Below are 17,547 nucleotides of genomic sequence, written 5' to 3'. Positions count from 1 at the left end.
TTACCCGATCTGTTTTTATTGAGTACCTCAGGCGGTTCCGCCTACGGTTAAATTATCCAGCTTCAGCGTTGGCTGCCCGACGCCGACGGGCACGCTTTGCCCCTCTTTACCGCACACGCCAACCCCTTTATCCAGCGCCAGATCGTTGCCGACCATAGAGATTTGCTGCATTGCCTCAATGCCAGAGCCAATCAGTGTCGCCCCTTTAACCGCTTTGCCAATTCGGCCATTTTCAATCAGATAGGCTTCAGAAGTAGAAAACACAAATTTTCCGGAAGTAATATCCACCTGACCGCCGCCAAAGTTAGGGGCATACAGGCCGTATTCTACGCTGGCAATAATCTCTTCCCGGCTGGACTTACCCGCCAGCATATAGGTATTGGTCATACGCGGCATTGGCAAACTGGCATAAGATTCGCGACGTCCGTTACCCGTTGGGGCTAACCCCATCAGTCGGGCATTTAGCTTATCCTGCATATAGCCTTTCAAAATACCTTTTTCAATCAGCACGTTGTACTGACCGGGAACCCCTTCATCATCAATGGACAGAGAACCGCGACGCCCCATCATGGTACCGTCATCCACTACAGTACAGAGGTCTGATGCCACCAGTTCCCCCATACGACCGCTAAATACCGACGAGCCCTTACGGTTAAAATCACCCTCAAGACCATGACCAACCGCCTCATGCAATAGCACTCCAGGCCAGCCCGCGCCCAAAACCACAGGCATTGCACCAGCAGGCGCAGCAATGGCAGAAAGATTAACCAGCGCCATTCTTACCGCTTCCTGAGCAAAGACTTCTGCACGAATTCCCATTTCAGTTGGTTCAAGGAAATACTCATAACCAACACGACCACCGCCGCCGCTGGAACCGCGCTCACGCTTGCCGTTTTCTTCCACCAGCACGCTCACCGACAGGCGAACTAAAGGCCGGATATCCGCAGCCAGTGTGCCATCGGTGGCAGCAACCAGTACCATTTCATACACGCCGCTCAGGCTGGCATTGACTTCCTGTACCCGCTGGTCTTCAGCTCTGGCGATTTTATCTACCCGATGCAGTAATTCAATTTTGGCTTCACGGGTCAGGCTTTGCAGCGGATCGATGGCCGGATAGAGAGAGGAGTAAGGCACTGCACCCAACACATGGCTTTTACCATTTCCTTTATCGCTGACAATGGAGCGTGCTGCATGGGCGCTTTGGGTCAGGGCATTTAATGTAATCTGATCCGCATAGGCAAAGCCGGTCTTTTCACCGCTGATCGCCCGAACCCCAACACCCTGATCGATATTGTAGGAACCATCTTTAATAATACCGTCCTCAATAACCCAGGACTCATGGTAGCTGGATTGAAAATAGAGGTCGGCATAATCCAGACGCCGTTCAGACAATTGCCCCAGAACGCTAAACAGATCCTGATGGCTTAATTTATTCGCAGCCAATAGCTGCTCACTGACCAGCGTCAGATTCATAATGGTTATTCACTCTTATTTAATGGATTTTTCAACACCGGCTGAAATCTGTTGTGTTTGACGACGGGCATTTGCTCACGCAATTTTTGCATACCGGAAGTATCTACATGTACCTTGATACCTTCAACCGCATCCGCATTAATGCCGACCACGCTTCCCCATGGATCGATAGCCATTGTATGGCCCCAGGTACGACGGGTAGAACCGTGACGCCCAACCTGAGCGGGTGCCAGAATCCAGCACTGGTTTTCAATGGCACGAGCACGCAGCAGAATTTCCCAATGGGCTTCCCCGGTAACACGGGTAAACGCCGCCGGAATAGAGATCAATTCAGCGCCCTGCTCTCTCAGTGCCTGATACAGACCCGGAAAACGCAAATCATAGCAAATGGTCATTCCCAGTCGGCCAACCGGCGTATCAACCACCGTTAAATGCTGGCCATAGGCATAGGCATCTGACTCGCGGTAATGGTTGTGCCCGTCGGCAACGTCAGCATCAAACATATGCATTTTGTCATAACGGGCTTTGATTTCGCCCTGATCATCAAACAGCAGGCTACTGGCGGTTAAACGGTCCGGATCTTCACGGCTGATAAGCGGCATTGAACCTACTAAAATCCATACGCCGTAACGTATGGCCATCTCCCTGATGGCATCCTGAAGTGGCCCGGTTCCTTCTGTTTCGGAATATTTATAATAAGTTTGAGTATCAGCAAACAGTAACGCATTCTCCGGCGTCATGACCAACTTCACATGGGGTTTCAACTGCTTAATTTGTTGCTCAATTTGCGCCAGATTGGCACGCACATTATCCCCACTACAGAGTTGTAACAGGGCTACGTTAGCACTTCTCATTAATCGCCTTCTCCCTTAGGTTGACGCAATACTTCGTTCACACTTGGATTTTCGAAACTACCATCAATTTTATAACGAATCAGTGAAATCTTATTCCATAGAGGCGCAAGAACCTGACTCACCGTAAACACCGCTGCCCCTGCAATAGGGTTTACCACAAATGCAGTGGCTACCCCCACCGTAGCCGAAATTTCAGGTGCGACGACAGCATTAAGATTGAGGCGTTGTTTGGCTAAATCAATGGAGCCATCAACAGCAATGTCCGCAGATAAACCATCGATCAAAGTATCACTGGTGGTTGCAACGCCTTTCGCCAGCGTAAAGCTTCCATTGATAGTATCAAAGTAAAAACCATTGCCAAACGTATCACTAAAATCAAACTGGAGTTTACGTATTAACGCGTTAAAACTTAACAATCGTAGTATCTGCCCGGCATGACCGCCACCCGCATTATCGACCATCCCTTTACCCAGCTTGGTAATTACCTGTCCATCAAGGGTATCTACCTGAGGTGACCAGGGCTCTCCCTGCCACGCCAGACTAAAACTCACATCAAATGGTGCATCTTTAAGCGAGGTGTAAATGCCAAAGTAATCCATGCTGCGATCGATTTGCTGCCCGGATAATTTACCATCAACCCGGGTGGCAGAACCTGCCGGTGAACGCAACCAGTCGCCGCTGAACGTTAAACGGGTATTACCGGTGTCAATAATACCATTGCTCAGGCTTAAGCTTTCGGAGCGGAACCTTATATCGGCGTCAACGATCCCCAAACGTTGCCCCATTCCCCAGCACTCTTTACAGCGAATTGCAAGGGATGGCAGAAGGTCAAAATTAATGGAGGAAAGCGATGACTTGCCTGCCTTACCTTTACTCTCGTCAGAGCTGCCCAACAGGCTCTCTTTTTTAGGATTAAAGTACAGGTAGCCAATATCTACCTGCCACGGCTGATTATTGTTAATACTGAGTCGGGCATCGATCTCTTTACCTTTGATCCCCACTTGTGTATTTGCTGAACGGGTATCCACATCAACGGCAACATCGCGCCAGAACTGTCCGGCCAGTTCAACCTGCGGCGAACGGAAAATCCAGCGCGGCGGCATGGCAAATTTTCCTGTTTTTCCGCCGGTCTCCGCCGAACTCAGTGAACCAAGAACCTCCATTAACTTTTCACCATTTAACGCCGGTAATTGCATATCAAGACGTTCATCGGAAGAGAGCGCTGGTATTTTTTGACTATTCATCTGCCAGGCAAGACGCGTCAATCGGGTTTGGTCATTAGTGAATACCCACTGACTATTGATCGCCTGATTGCCCGCAATAGTCCCATCCATATTAAAGCCTTTCAGGTCACCGCTGGCCTTCAGTTTCACCGGCAGCGCCGATCCTGATGACTTATTTAACGGCGATGGCAATCGACTGCTCACGCCTTTTAAATCGCCGGTAAATAACACATCATATTTAGCACTACCTTTTGGTGGTAATGCGATATTAACATCGCTCTTCCAGCCAGCATTACCCGCTACTTCTGAAGCCATATCTTTTGGTAGCCATGGCAGCTTAGCCACCGACCAGTTACCGGTGATACCAACCTTAACACCATAATCTTTGGAATTTTGCTTGGTGGAGAAGTTTAAACCTACCGGTTGATCAAACCACAGGGCCGTTAATGGTTTACTAATCAGATCACCATTATCAAAACTGAAGGTACCACTGACATTTTCCATAGTGGAATCAATGGGTTTAATATGCAGGCTATTATCTTTCAGGGTAATATCACCTTTGGCAATGGCATCCTTACCATCAAGAGGGATATTCAGTTGTAACCGCCCGCTAACATTACCTTTAACTTCAACTTGCTCCAGCGCTGCGCCTACGGATGACTTCAACGGCGAACCATTCATATAGTCACGAACATCGATGCCATCACCATCCACATCGGCAGCAACGGTTAACTGCTGTTTGGCATAGTCCGCAATAATGGCTTCAATATTACGACCATTGACCTTGCCCAGCTTCGCCGTTGGAGCATTCATCCATAATCCTGCATTGATGAAATCCAGGTCTATGGTCATATTGGTTAATGGCTTCCAGTCAGGCTGGAACTTAAAGGTGGTTTCCGTTAATGGCGCATACACCTCGAACAGGCCATCTTCTTCCGGATAAGGAAATTTAACCGGATTACCGGAAAAGATCAGAGTGGCGTTATCTGACTTACCGGCAACAATGGAGGAAGAGAGGTAATCGACTAAATCTTTACCCATCAGCGGCTCAGGGAAGTAACGCCAGGCATCACCGGCATCATATACCCGAATGCCCGCCAGAATACTTAACCAGGGGTCGCCGCCTTCCGGTTGAGTGTAGTCAAACCCACCGTTGACCCACAAAGATTTGGCCTGAACATCAATATGCTCACTCCATAAACGAAACTCATTTTGGTTATTTATCCAGTTTAACGTGGCATTGGCCTTACTCACTTTCAGAGGGGCACGAAATACGTTGCTGTATGGTAATGTGCTGTTATTCAGAGCGATATTTAAGGTTCCTTCGCGGGTATTCCCGGCGATAGTCCCTTGAGTATGATTGCTTCCCGGAATTAATTCCCAGGGCTTCCAACTGGCTTCCTGCCACTCGGCCTGAAAGCGAATTTGTTCCGGCTGCTTTAACGGAATATCCAGCGCCAGCAGCGGCAGATTGCCATGAGGCTCCATACTAAACCAGATATCCAGAACATCAGGCGTCAGAAAACTAAAGATAGGCAATAACGGGTTGATATGGTCAAGGCTGAGATTCTCCGCCCGAATACGTAGCATCTCCTCCCACTTATTGCCACCGGAAACGATACCCTCGGGTTGCCAGAACAAGCTAACCCGACCGTCAGGCCAGACCACGCCATCCGTTTTCAGGTTGAGAGACGGCACATCCAGACGCCAGCCTTTATCCTGTCGGCTCATATGTACTGCCAGTTGGTTTACATCTAACTGGTGCATATTTTCATTATTATGCCAGTTAGCTCTTCCCTGATTCAGGAATATATCTCCCCCATCAATCATCCCCTTTTTAATATAGAGCCAGGAAGAGAGGCTAAACTGGGCATTATCAAATCCAGAATTCGATTTAAACCAGTGACTGAGCCACGGCAGCATGTTGACGTTATCAGCCTGAAGGTAGATGGTGCCATTATCCAACAGCCCCTCTTCATCCCTGAGATCGAGACGTACCTCCAGTAAACTTTGGGTGCCATTTTCGGTTGAAACATGAACCTGACCTTCAGCACGGTGGCGGTTACGGCTATTCATCCAGGTTAATCGTGGAAGCTCAACGATAACCCGATCGCCAGACAGCGCTAAGAAAGAGAGTTTACTGTCGCGTAAAATGAAGTGGTCAAACTGTTTTAAAAAGATGTTTTCCAGTGTGGTTAAGTCTGAAGACTCTTTGCTCTCGCCCGACTGCCCCACCATATAGTCAAGGTCACCCTTAACCTGATAAAAGGTCAGGTCCCGGAACTGAAAGCGAAAACGCAGTAAAGATTCCCAAACATCAAGGGCTACAGTGACCCGGGAGATATCAATTTTTCCGGCAGAGGTTTCCAGCGAGATATTGCGTAAATCAAGAGCGGGGCCATATATTTCCCATTTACCGCTCATCTGCTCCACTTGGGCAGGAATGCCGGTAAATCGGTTAACGGTATCCAGAATGGGTTGACGATAATCATTAATTCGGGGCAAGGCAAAGCGCAAACCACCGACAACCAGCGTAAGCAGCACTAATAGCAGTATCACTATTTTAAACAGCATGCGGCTCGTTCGCCTCATCCTTCCTCCTCTGGCTACTAAACGGGTTTAATGTCTCACTGGCCCACTACATCATCACCACATCAAACTGTTCCCTGTTATAAAGTGGTTCTATCTGAATTTTAACCTGTTTTCCAACAAAGAGCTCTACTTCTGCCAAAGAGTATGACTCTTCACTCTTCAGCGCATCGCCAACCGTAGGAGAAGCATAAACCAGAAAGCGATCCGCATCGTAAGCGTGGTGCACCCGTACAATTTCCCGCAGGATTTCATAACAGACGGTTTCCACCGTTTTCACCCGACCACGACCGCGGCAGCTTGGACATTCGCCACACAACACATGTTCCAGACTTTCACGAGTACGCTTGCGAGTCATTTCAACCAATCCTAACGCAGAAAACTCATTTACACTGGTTTTAACCCGATCTTTAGACAATGCCTGCTCAAGAGAATTCAATACCCGGCGACGGTGGTCTTCACTGGTCATATCAATAAAATCAATAATGATAATACCACCTAAATTACGCAATCGTAGCTGACGGGCAATCGCCTGAGTGGCTTCAATATTGGTATTAAAGATGGTTTCATCCAGATTACGATGACCAACAAATGCGCCGGTATTAATATCGATGGTCGTCATGGCTTCGGTCTGATCGATAATCAGATAGCCACCAGACTTTAGCTCTACCTTTCTATCCAAAGCCCGCTGAATCTCATTTTCAACATCGTACAGATCAAAAATGGGCTGCTTGCCGGTATAACGCTCCAGCTTGGAGGTCATCTGTGGCATAAACTCTGCGGTAAACTCCACCAGAGAATCATAGGTCAGACGAGAGTCCACACGAATACGATCCAGTGATTCACCAACAAAATCACGCAACACGCGCTGGGTTAGCGCCAGCTCACCGTACAGCATATTTTTCGTACCGCCACGGCTCTTGCGCTCAATCACTTTACTCCACAGGCGCTTAAGAAAAGCCGCATCCTGAGCCAGCTCTTCATCACCCACACCCTCTGCGGCGGTGCGGATAATAAAACCGCCCATCTCATCGCAATACTCCGCCACAATCTGCTTTAAGCGCTCGCGCTCTTCTTCGCTGTCAATACGCTGAGAAACACCGACATGGGCAGCGCCGGGCATAAACACCAGATAGCGGGAAGGCAGCGTAATATCCGTAGTCAAACGGGCGCCTTTAGTACCCAGTGGGTCTTTTACCACCTGAACGACCAAATCCTGCCCCTGACGCACCAACTCGGTAATGTCGCGTACATGAAACTGCTTTTGTTCATTATCAGCAATACACTCGGTGTGCGGCATAATATCTGATGCATGAAGAAAAGCAGCTTTATCCAATCCAATATCAATAAACGCGGCCTGCATTCCCGGCAGAACCCGACTGACACGACCTTTATAAATATTGCCTACAATACCGCGCTTAGATTCCCGATCGATGTGAATTTCCTGCAGAATGCCGCCATCAATAAAAGCGACCCGGGTTTCAGAGGGGGTGACGTTAACTAACAGTTCCGCCGTCATTTTTACTCCTTATTTATGCACCCGGTCTGAGCTGCCAAAAAGGCATCCAGAAGCTCACGGGTTTCAACCAAAGGTAAACCGACAACGGCATGATAGCTACCATGAATTGTCCTGACAAAAGCACCGCCAAACCCCTGAATACCATAAGCTCCCGCTTTATCCATCGGTTCGCCGCTGGCAATATAATCGATAATATCCTGCTCACTCAGTTGGCGAAAAACAACCTCTGTGCTAACAGAATAACACATCACATCCCGTTGATTAGCAAAAGCAATTGCCGTAATTACCACATGCTGTCGGCCTGACAACATCCTCAGTATGCGAGCGGCATCTTCGGTATCTTTTGGCTTTTCCAGAACCTTATCGTCCAGCACCACAATGGTGTCAGCGCCCAAAACCGGATAATCCTTTTCGGCCACCAATACCCCTGCCAGCGCTTTGCTTTTTGCCAGACGACAAACGTAGTCTAACGGCTTCTCCCCTTGCAGCTGGCATTCTTCGACTTCGGTATTTAAACGTTCAAAAGGGATCTGCAACAACCGTAGCAATTCACGGCGACGGGGAGAGGCGGAAGCCAGATAAATAGGCTGCATATAAAATCTCATCGGACAGCGAAGCGCCGACGCACTTTACGCATTAATAAAAATAGCCACGGCCATAACAGACCGTTAATTGCACTATTCCACAAAATCTCCGGGCGAAATGTAACGTTATGCACCAGGAATTCAGCCCAGAAAACAATCACGCTCATCACTAAAGAGAGTAACACCACGATAAGTGCCTGCTGCCACAGCGCCATATTACGCAGCAACTGACTGCGGAAGGCCACGACATAAGCAATAATACCCAGCGCTAATCCTCTGACACCCAGTGTCGCCCCCAGAGTTAAATCCCAGATCAAACCAAGAATAAAAGCCGTACCAACATTAATGCGGTGCGGTAAGGCCATCACCCAATACACTAAAATCAACATCACCCACGAAGGACGAAACTGGTGCAATTCCGCTGGCCACGGCATGGTTTGCAATACCATGGCCAGTAAAAAGGTGATCCAGACAATCAGACGGCCAGAGCTATTATAACTGCTCATTACCGACCCCGATTAGTTGGTGCTACAAGTTGTTGCGCCGGTTGTCTTGGTGTTGCTGGCTGTCTTAATGGCGTTGGCGGTTGAGGCGCTGCGCCCGGAACCGCCGATGACGGCGTAGAATTTGCTGGCGGTACCGGAGGCGTTGTTTCCGGAGGCAGAACCTGAGGCATCATCTGGCGTAAGCGCTCTTTTGCTATACGTCTGACCTCTTCTGAAGGCAGAGGCTGAAGCCCATCACGATCGTTTGGCCATAACAACAACAAATAGCGTAAACGCTGTAACGCAACGGTTGGATGCGCCTGAATCACGGTATTAGCCCGTTGATTGTCAATCGTGACGGAAGAGACAACGGCGACCGGATAGCCTTCAGGAAAACGGCCACCAAGGCCTGAAGTGACCAAAACATCACCCACACGAATATCGGTATCCCGCGGTAGATATTCCAACTGTAAATCTTCCGTACAGCCAGTTCCTACGGCAATAACACGAATGTCATTTCGCAGAACCTGAATCGGCAAAGAGTGAGAGGTATCGCAAATTAACAAAACACGGCTGGTGTTACGAGCAACGGCAACCACCTGCCCGACAACGCCCTTGTCGTTAATAACCGGCTGGCCTTCATATACACCGTCCTGAAACCCTTTATCAATAACCACCTGGTAGCTGTAAGGATCGGACTCCGTTGAAAGCACCTGAGTAATCATTTTATGCTCATCGCCACGCAGCGGTGAACCCAGTAGCTCACGTAATCGGTTATTTTCCTGCCTGAGTTGCCCCAATAGCTGAATGTCGCTGTTTCTCAGCAACAGTTCATTACGCAGTAATTCATTTTCTTTCTGTAGTTCTTCACGAGAAGTAAAGGAGTCAGACACGCCATCTAAAATGTCGCGAGGTCCATTTGCCACAAAAAAGAATGGGCTAACGGCCGTGTCCAGATAACTACGTACTTTTGAGAAAATACTTAACCGACTATCGACAACAATCAGGACGATAGCAAAGATAACGGCCAGAAAAAGGCGTAACTGCAGGGATGGCCCCCTGCTAAAAATAGGCTTCATAAATTGCATTATCCTTGTCGACAAGAAGGGGTGCGACCCCTTCTGGCAGGGACAACTTAATTTCTATCTGTGCTTACACTACAGTGGCGTTCTGAAAGACAGAACCGGACAGGCATTATAATAATGGTCCCTGTTACCTGCAGCCTTCCATAGAACGTTCACTGTCAGAGAAAGAGAACAAAAATGAAATTAGTCCTCGCTGAATAAATCACCGCCGTGCATATCGATCATTTCTAACGCTTTACCACCACCACGGGCAACACAAGTTAGAGGATCATCGCCCACAACGACAGGGATACCAGTCTCTTCCATCAGCAAGCGATCTAAATTACGCAATAGTGCACCACCGCCAGTCAGAACCATTCCACGTTCGGAAATATCAGAAGCCAGCTCAGGAGGACATTGCTCTAACGCCACCATAACTGCACTAACGATACCCGCCAGAGGTTCCTGCAGGGCTTCAAGGATTTCATTTGAATTTAATGTAAATCCACGCGGCACACCTTCTGCCAGATTACGGCCACGGACTTCAATTTCACGGACTTCATCACCAGGATAAGCCGATCCAATTTCATGTTTAATACGTTCAGCAGTAGCTTCACCAATTAGTGAGCCATAGTTACGACGCACATAGTTGATGATCGCTTCATCAAAACGGTCGCCGCCGATACGTACAGAAGAGGAGTAAACCACACCATTCAGAGAAATGACGGCAACTTCTGTGGTACCACCACCAATATCAACAACCATAGAACCCGTTGCTTCAGATACCGGCAGGCCAGCACCGATAGCAGCAGCCATTGGCTCTTCAATCAGGAATACTTCACGGGCACCAGCCCCTTGAGCGGATTCACGAATTGCACGGCGCTCAACCTGAGTAGCACCTACCGGCACACACACCAGCACACGCGGACTTGGGCGTAAAATGCTATTGCTGTGAACCTGACGAATAAAGTGCTGTAGCATCTTCTCGGTTACAAAGAAGTCTGCAATTACACCATCTTTCATTGGGCGAATCGCAGAGATATATCCAGGAGTACGACCTAACATCTGCTTGGCCTCATGGCCTACAGCAGCAACACTCTTTTGCGAGCCAACTCTATCCTGACGAATGGCAACCACAGAAGGTTCATTCAATACGATTCCTTGTCCTTTTACATAGATCAGGGTATTTGCGGTACCAAGGTCAATGGACAGGTCATTAGAAAACATGCCACGAAATTTCTTAAACATTCTAGAAAGTAATCCTGAAAGCTGAGACGGTATATTAATCCGCCTACTTTACCAACCACGAAGGACGGCTACAAGGCACAAAAAAGCGTCCATTTAATGAACGCATCCAACGTGAGCTCAATGCGCAGGTTTGACTCAACTTCAACCAAACACACGCCACATAAACTTTTCCACTCGATTTAATGATTTACGCGCACTGTTAATACAGGCAAACAGAAACCAATAAGTAGGAAACGCTATTCTACGTGAAAATCATCAACATTTCAGAGTTAATAATGATGATTTTTACTACTATTTTTCTCTTTAGGAGGTGGAATCAATACTAGCGAGGCAAAAAACTCTCCCTGACCGCCACCAATTCCGCGAAAACGCAGGGTTTCCCATTCGAGATGTGTTCTTACGCTCACGGCCATCACCACCACATTTGTTCCTTCGCAGGCGCTGATAAGACTGTCAACGAATAGCTGATTTTCCGGGCGCCGATCGATATTACGTACCAGACCCGGATGAAGTTTGATCACTTCAATCGGCATGGTTTTAATATAAATGGTACTCACTACCGTCAATCCTGCCTGAATAATGCCTAAACGGCAGCCTAACAAATGCAATAATCGAATCACCGGACGTAAGCGATCGCTATATTGACAAACATCTGCCTCTGCAAGTTCAAATATAATTCGCTTTCGATACGATTTTTCTTTTTCCAACAGGTTATCCCGCAGCCACACTTGAAAAGAGTGTTTCAGCAGGGAATCGACGGTAACCGATACCGCAATGGTATCATTTGGCCAACAGTCAAGCAGAGGTAAGGTTTTACTCAATACCAAACGGTCAAAACGTTCGGTTAAACCAAATTGTTGTATCAACGGCATAAACTCTGCCGGCTGTAGCTCATCATTACCATCGTGGATACGTAGTAATATCTCCCGATGGTTCAATTCACCTTTTACCGTTACTGCCGGTTTGTAATAAATATCCGGCCCGCCCTTATCCAACATCTGTTCTAACAGAGTTCGCCAGCGAACGCTGCCTCGGGCGGCGCTGGTCACCTGATTATCATAAATAAACCAACCGTTGCCGCCCTGTAATACTGCGGTGCGGGCTGCCTGTTCGGCATTATCCATAATCTGTTCTGGCGTCTGCCCTACATGATACAAGCAGATACCAATATGAATCAGGGACTCTTTTTCAATGCCGGATGATACCGGCAGCATATCCACCGCATTCACCAATTGAGCGGCAATAGCATCGGCTTCTTTTAATGAACGGTGAGGTAACATAACGCTGAAGTCATTATCAAAATAGCGAGCCAGTAATGCCGCCGGATGGCGCATAATAAAGGTCGATAGCATATTCACCAGCGTATACAGCAAATCGTCAATCACATCTTTGCCGTGCTCACTCGCCATCAACTCTAATTCAGGCAGGCGAATCATCATGATGACGCCATGAGCATTCGGCTCTTCAAGCTGAGTCGCCAGTTGATTATCAAAAAACAGGCGGTTATTAAGCCCGGTTTGTGCATCCTGAGCGGCAAACGAGCGAATCAATTTATCTACCCTGACGCGTTCATTGCTCATATTACTCAGTTCAGACAACAATCGGTTAATGGCTGCGCTGGTATTTACAGGCCACTCTTTTTCATCCGCAACTTCAGCGCCCTCTCTCTCACCGGCTAAAATTCGTTGGGAACGCTCTTCCAGTAACAGCAAGCCTTTGAACTGCTGTTTAAGCCAGTGAATCCACCAGAACATGATCAAACCAATAAAAACAATGACGGTGATAATGGCTAACAGAATTGGTAATGAAAAGAGTGTGCTGAGAATCGGATTAACATAAAGGATCTGCATGCGATAACCGGGATGCTGAGGTAGTTCCAGATCGATATCGCTAAGGGTGTGAACTTTTTCCCAGAAACCGAGGCGGTTATCACTACTATGGGTATAAATAGTTGTATCTTTTTCGTCTTTAATCGTCAGATGGCGCACCCCCGTTGCATACATCACAACCGGAAGCCAGCGGTCATAAGCGCTTGGCGATTGATAAATCAACGCCTGATCTACCGTAGTGGCAAGCGCATACCAATGCTTCTCCATTTTTTCCTCGCCTACAAAATAGACACTTAACATACTGGTCATCAGTGCCAAAATCATGGTGAGAAAAACTAATAAAGAAATAAAAATAGATAATCTGGCGGTAAATCTCATTCCCATAGTAAATTATTCTAATATGCTGGAAAGCAATACAAAGTTTGCAGAACGGATGTTCTACATCGCAACCTAATTCACCGACATTTTAGCAGACTTTATCAAAACGAGGGGCTTAACGTCATATTTTAATAAGATTTAGACACTCTTTTATCTACAAAAGGTGATAGTCATTTTCTGAACAATAGAGCAATATGCTCAATAACAACTTTGCTTTATTTCAGTAACCATCACAAAAATGTCAGCCCCTTATCGATTGCCCCGGGAACAACAAAAGAGAATAATAACGACAATAATTCCGTTGCTCTGAATGAAGTAATGGTTATTTCATTCACCCCCTTTCACTTTCAGATAAGAGTAAAAACAATGATTAAAGCTCTGGTTCTTGAACAACAAGATGGACAAACACTGGCATCCGTAAAGGGTGTCACCCTTGAACAGTTGCCTGAGGGCAATGTCACCGTTGATATCAATTGGTCCGGCATCAACTATAAAGATGCTTTGGCGATTACCGGCAAAGGCAAAATTATTCGTAATTTTCCTATGGTACCCGGTATTGATTTTGCCGGTACCGTTCATAGTAGTGATGACCCACGCTTCACCCCGGGACAAAATGTATTACTCACGGGTTGGGGGGTTGGTGAAACCCATTGGGGCGGATTAGCAGAACAGGCACGCGTTAATGGTGACTGGCTGGTTGCCATGCCTGAAGGGTTGGATCAACGTAAAGCAATGATCATCGGTACCGCTGGCCTGACCGCAATGCTGTGTGTGATGGCATTAGAAGAAGGCGGTGTTCTGCCTGAAAGCGGCGAAGTATTGGTTACCGGTGCCAGCGGTGGTGTCGGCAGTACTGCCGTTGCGCTACTGCATCAACTGGGCTATCAGGTTTCTGCCGTCAGTGGTCGTCAACATAATGCTGAATATCTGTTATCACTTGGCGCAAAAAACGTACTGGAAAGAGAGAGTTTTAGCGAAACGGCTAAACCGCTGGAAAAACAGCGTTGGGCAGGCGCAGTGGACGTTGCCGGTGGAGAACTGCTGGCAAAAGTTATCGCCCAAATGAATTATAACGGTACTGTTGCTGCCTGCGGTCTGGCTGGCGGATACCAACTGCCAACCACCGTTATGCCATTTATTCTGCGCAATGTACGTTTACAGGGTGTGGATTCCGTTATGATCCCGGCAGAGCGTCGGGCCGAAGCCTGGAAACGACTGGCTAAACTGCTGCCGGAAAACTTCTATCAGCTAGCCACCAGCGAAATTGCCCTCAAAGATGTTCCTGTCACGGCGGAAAACCTACTGTCAGGTAAAGTAACCGGTCGGGTTCTGGTAAACATCGCCTGATGGCGCAACGTCATGATGATACCCCACGTTTTTTCTCCGTGGGGTAAATCTGAACGACGCCCTTCTGCACTTCTGTATCGCAATATTCTCCATCTAATTTCTGGCAAAACAGGACAATCGGGACAATGATTTGTCTAATCATCCATAATACTTTCTGCTGTCAGAGTCACTATCATGGTCAGAAAAACACGCTTAACTGAAAACGCAATAACGCCTGAGACACTGTTTTATCAACGCCGCAAAATTTTACAGGCGTTGGGTATCAGTGCCGCGGCATTAGCGCTTCCTCATCACGCTCAGGCAGAACTACTCTCATGGCTGACCGGGGGTGATAAACCTAAAACGCCCGCCGGTAAAGCACTCACTTTTACCCCTTCGGCCAACTACCATCCTAATCTACCTTTGACTCCGGAGGAAAAAGTCACCGGATACAATAACTTTTATGAGTTTGGTCTGGACAAAGCCGACCCCGCAGCCAATGCCGGAACGCTAAAAACCGAAGGATGGAAAATTCGAATCAGCGGGGAAGTAGCAAAACCGATCACACTGGATATGGATCAGCTCCTTAAACGCTTCCCTCTGGAAGAACGTATTTATCGCCTGCGCTGTGTGGAAGCCTGGTCGATGGTGATCCCCTGGCTTGGTTTTGAACTGAATAAACTGCTCAAACTGGCTGAACCAACCAGTAAAGCGCGCTATGTGGCCTTCCAGACCCTTTACGATCCGGAAAACATGCCGGGACAAAATAGCCGCTATATTGGCGGGGGGCTGGACTATCCTTACGTTGAAGGCTTACGTATGGACGAAGCAATGCATCCGCTAACTCTGCTAACGCTTGGAGTGTACGGCAAAACGCTGCCAAACCAGAATGGTGCTCCTGTCAGACTGATTGTCCCCTGGAAATATGGTTTTAAAAGCATTAAATCCCTTGTTGAAATTAAACTGGTGGAACAGCAGCCACCCACCACCTGGAATTTAAGCGCACCGGATGAATACGGTTTTTATGCTAACGTAAACCCTCAGGTGGACCACCCTCGCTGGTCACAGGCAACAGAACGCGTCATTGGCAGTAGTGGTCTGTTGGATGTCAAACGCCAACCCACACTCTTGTTTAACGGATATGGCGATCAGGTGGCCTCGCTCTATCAGGGATTAGATTTGCGGAGCAACTTTTAGTGAAAATCAGGTCAGAGAATATTAAATGGTTCAAGCTACTGCTCCATCTGCTGGCATTTACTCCTCTGCTATGGCTCATTCTCTCCATTAATCAGGGGTGGTTGAGTGCCGATGCGGCAAAAGACATTCAGCATTACACCGGCAGAATGGCTCTTAAGCTATTACTGGCCACCCTGCTGGTAACGCCATTGGCCCAGATGCTCCATCAACCTATACTGATTCGCTGTCGGCGATTGCTTGGATTATGGTGTTTTGCCTGGGCAACTTTACATCTGATTTGTTACAGCGTTTTAGAGTTAGGTTTAGACATCTCTTTGCTGTTGCAGGAACTGATTAAACGCAACTACCTTATTCTGGGTATTATCAGTTGGCTTATATTATTGATAATGGCATTAACCTCAACACAGAACTTCCAGCGAAAACTGGGTTCTAACTGGCAAACTATCCATAACTTTATCTATGCAGTAGCGATACTGGCGCCAGTACATGCTCTGTTATCCACTAAAGTGCTGTCTCCAGAGCTGGCAGTCTATGCAGTAATCTCACTATTACTGCTGACATATCGCTACAAAAAGCTGCGAAAGTGGTGGGAAAAGAAAAAAAGAGGCCGATGATTTTATCTGTCAAACGCTTACCCGCCAAGGCTTGGCCCTATATGGTCTAAACCATCTTCGCTGATAAGACCAGTAAACAGCTGCTAATTTCGGCGAAATAGATATAATGGCGCACTTTAATTTGATCCGTTCGTACAATTTCACAAGAAGAAGAGTGACAATTGGCTGACATCGAGTTATTTTTACCGATTATTGTTTGATTGCCGGAGATGTCAGCACAATGACGAAGAAAGCGCACATTTTGCTGTTAAATGGCCCTAACCTGAATCTATTAGGGGCGCGTGAACCTGATAAATATGGACATACGACCCTGACTGACATCGTGACCAAATTAGAGAATGAAGCTCTGCGCTCAGGCGTGGCGTTTTCTCATCTGCAATCAAACGCCGAGTACGAGATTATTGATGCGATTCATCAGGCTCGTGGCTCAGTTGACTTTATTCTGATTAACCCGGCAGCATTCACCCATACCAGCGTAGCAATTCGGGATGCGCTGCTGGCCGTCAATATTCCATTTATTGAAATCCACCTGTCTAACGTCCATGCTCGTGAGCCATTCAGACACCACTCTTATCTCTCTGATATCGCAGTAGGTGTGATTTGTGGCCTCGGTGTTGACGGTTATGACTTTGCTCTGCAAGCTGCCCTGCGCCGTTTGCAATAATTATTTATTCCACGTAACAAGAGAATACGGAATCACACCTATGGATATTCGTAAAATTAAAAAACTGATCGAACTGGTTGAAGAGTCTGGCATCAATGAGCTGGAAATCTCTGAAGGCGAAGAGTCAGTACGTATCAGCCGCGGCCCTGTTGCCGGTAGTTATGCAGCGCCAATGCAGCAATATGCTCTGCCTCAGGCACCGGTTGCGCAACCTGCTCCTGTCGCAGCTGCGCCAGTTGAAACGGCTGTTCCAGCGGCTATCAGTGGTCACATCGTTCGTTCGCCAATGGTAGGGACTTTCTACCGCACGCCGAGCCCGGACGCGAAAGCCTTTATTGAAGTGGGTCAAACCGTTTCTGTTGGCGATACCTTATGTATCGTTGAAGCCATGAAAATGATGAACCAAATTGAAGCTGATAAATCAGGCGTGGTAAAAGCGATCCTGTTAGAAAGCGGGCAGCCGGTAGAATTTGACGAGCCGCTAGTCATCATTGAATAAC

General features: G+C 47.6%; 14 protein-coding genes. 5 read left to right on the top strand and 9 right to left on the bottom strand.

Annotated features, from left to right (window positions below; genetic code table 11):
* Nucleotides 1–27 precede the first annotated feature (27 nt).
* The 9 genes from tldD to csrD all read right to left on the bottom strand — a co-directional run bounded on the left by tldD (nucleotide 28) and on the right by csrD (nucleotide 13,246).
* Nucleotides 28–1,473 (bottom strand): metalloprotease TldD, encoded by a 1,446-nt coding sequence (tldD, locus tag LPW36_RS02465; protein WP_230607913.1) that lies wholly within the window; start codon nucleotides 1,471–1,473, stop codon nucleotides 28–30.
* Between the two features lie 5 nt (nucleotides 1,474–1,478).
* Entirely contained in the window at nucleotides 1,479–2,327 is an 849-nt protein-coding gene (gene nit1, locus LPW36_RS02460; protein ID WP_230607912.1) for a deaminated glutathione amidase, read from the bottom strand.
* Nucleotides 2,327–6,142 (bottom strand): AsmA2 domain-containing protein YhdP, encoded by a 3,816-nt coding sequence (yhdP, locus tag LPW36_RS02455; protein ID WP_230607911.1) that lies wholly within the window; start codon nucleotides 6,140–6,142, stop codon nucleotides 2,327–2,329. Before yhdP ends, nit1 begins: the two co-directional genes overlap by 1 nt.
* Before the next feature lie 46 nt (nucleotides 6,143–6,188).
* Nucleotides 6,189–7,658 carry a ribonuclease G gene (gene rng / locus LPW36_RS02450; RefSeq protein WP_230607910.1) on the bottom strand — a complete coding sequence of 490 codons (1,470 nt, stop codon included), beginning with the start codon at nucleotides 7,656–7,658 and terminating at the stop codon, nucleotides 6,189–6,191.
* Between the two features lie 2 nt (nucleotides 7,659–7,660).
* A complete protein-coding gene (locus tag LPW36_RS02445; protein ID WP_230607909.1) occupies nucleotides 7,661–8,251 on the bottom strand; it encodes a Maf family protein in 591 nt (196 codons plus the stop codon).
* A gap of 8 nt (nucleotides 8,252–8,259) precedes the next feature.
* A complete protein-coding gene (gene mreD, locus LPW36_RS02440) occupies nucleotides 8,260–8,748 on the bottom strand; it encodes a rod shape-determining protein MreD (RefSeq protein WP_230607908.1) in 489 nt (162 codons plus the stop codon).
* On the bottom strand, nucleotides 8,748–9,806 hold the full coding sequence (mreC, locus tag LPW36_RS02435; protein ID WP_230607907.1) for a rod shape-determining protein MreC: 1,059 nt from the start codon (nucleotides 9,804–9,806) through the stop codon (nucleotides 8,748–8,750). Before mreC ends, mreD begins: the two co-directional genes overlap by 1 nt.
* A gap of 189 nt (nucleotides 9,807–9,995) precedes the next feature.
* The gene (mreB, locus tag LPW36_RS02430) at nucleotides 9,996–11,039 is read right to left on the bottom strand and encodes a rod shape-determining protein MreB (protein ID WP_108900499.1); all 1,044 of its coding nucleotides are present in this window, start codon (nucleotides 11,037–11,039) and stop codon (nucleotides 9,996–9,998) included.
* Between the two features lie 269 nt (nucleotides 11,040–11,308).
* Nucleotides 11,309–13,246, bottom strand: coding sequence for an RNase E specificity factor CsrD (gene csrD / locus LPW36_RS02425; RefSeq protein WP_230608024.1), 1,938 nt, complete (start codon nucleotides 13,244–13,246; stop codon nucleotides 11,309–11,311).
* Nucleotides 13,247–13,615: 369 nt separating this feature from the next.
* Here csrD and acuI point away from each other — a divergent pair, with 369 nt between their 5' ends.
* The 5 genes from acuI (at nucleotide 13,616) to accB (ending at nucleotide 17,546) form a co-directional block, all read left to right on the top strand.
* The gene (gene acuI / locus LPW36_RS02420) at nucleotides 13,616–14,593 is read left to right on the top strand and encodes an acrylyl-CoA reductase (NADPH) (RefSeq protein WP_230608023.1); all 978 of its coding nucleotides are present in this window, start codon (nucleotides 13,616–13,618) and stop codon (nucleotides 14,591–14,593) included.
* A gap of 174 nt (nucleotides 14,594–14,767) precedes the next feature.
* Nucleotides 14,768–15,769 (top strand): protein-methionine-sulfoxide reductase catalytic subunit MsrP, encoded by a 1,002-nt coding sequence (gene msrP / locus LPW36_RS02415; RefSeq protein ID WP_230607906.1) that lies wholly within the window; start codon nucleotides 14,768–14,770, stop codon nucleotides 15,767–15,769.
* Nucleotides 15,769–16,383 carry a protein-methionine-sulfoxide reductase heme-binding subunit MsrQ gene (gene msrQ / locus LPW36_RS02410; RefSeq protein ID WP_230607905.1) on the top strand — a complete coding sequence of 205 codons (615 nt, stop codon included), beginning with the start codon at nucleotides 15,769–15,771 and terminating at the stop codon, nucleotides 16,381–16,383. Before msrP ends, msrQ begins: the two co-directional genes overlap by 1 nt.
* A 220-nt stretch (nucleotides 16,384–16,603) precedes the next feature.
* Entirely contained in the window at nucleotides 16,604–17,047 is a 444-nt protein-coding gene (aroQ, locus tag LPW36_RS02405; protein WP_230607904.1) for a type II 3-dehydroquinate dehydratase, read from the top strand.
* A 40-nt stretch (nucleotides 17,048–17,087) separates the two neighbouring features.
* Nucleotides 17,088–17,546 (top strand): acetyl-CoA carboxylase biotin carboxyl carrier protein, encoded by a 459-nt coding sequence (gene accB / locus LPW36_RS02400; protein ID WP_230607903.1) that lies wholly within the window; start codon nucleotides 17,088–17,090, stop codon nucleotides 17,544–17,546.
* The last annotated feature ends 1 nt before the right edge of the window (nucleotide 17,547 follow it).

The organism is Limnobaculum eriocheiris (assembly GCF_021010575.1).
Classification (GTDB): Bacteria; Pseudomonadota; Gammaproteobacteria; order Enterobacterales; family Enterobacteriaceae; genus Limnobaculum; species Limnobaculum eriocheiris.
The sequence above is the reverse complement of the archived record's forward strand: the minus strand, read 5'-3'. Positions and strand labels throughout refer to the sequence as shown.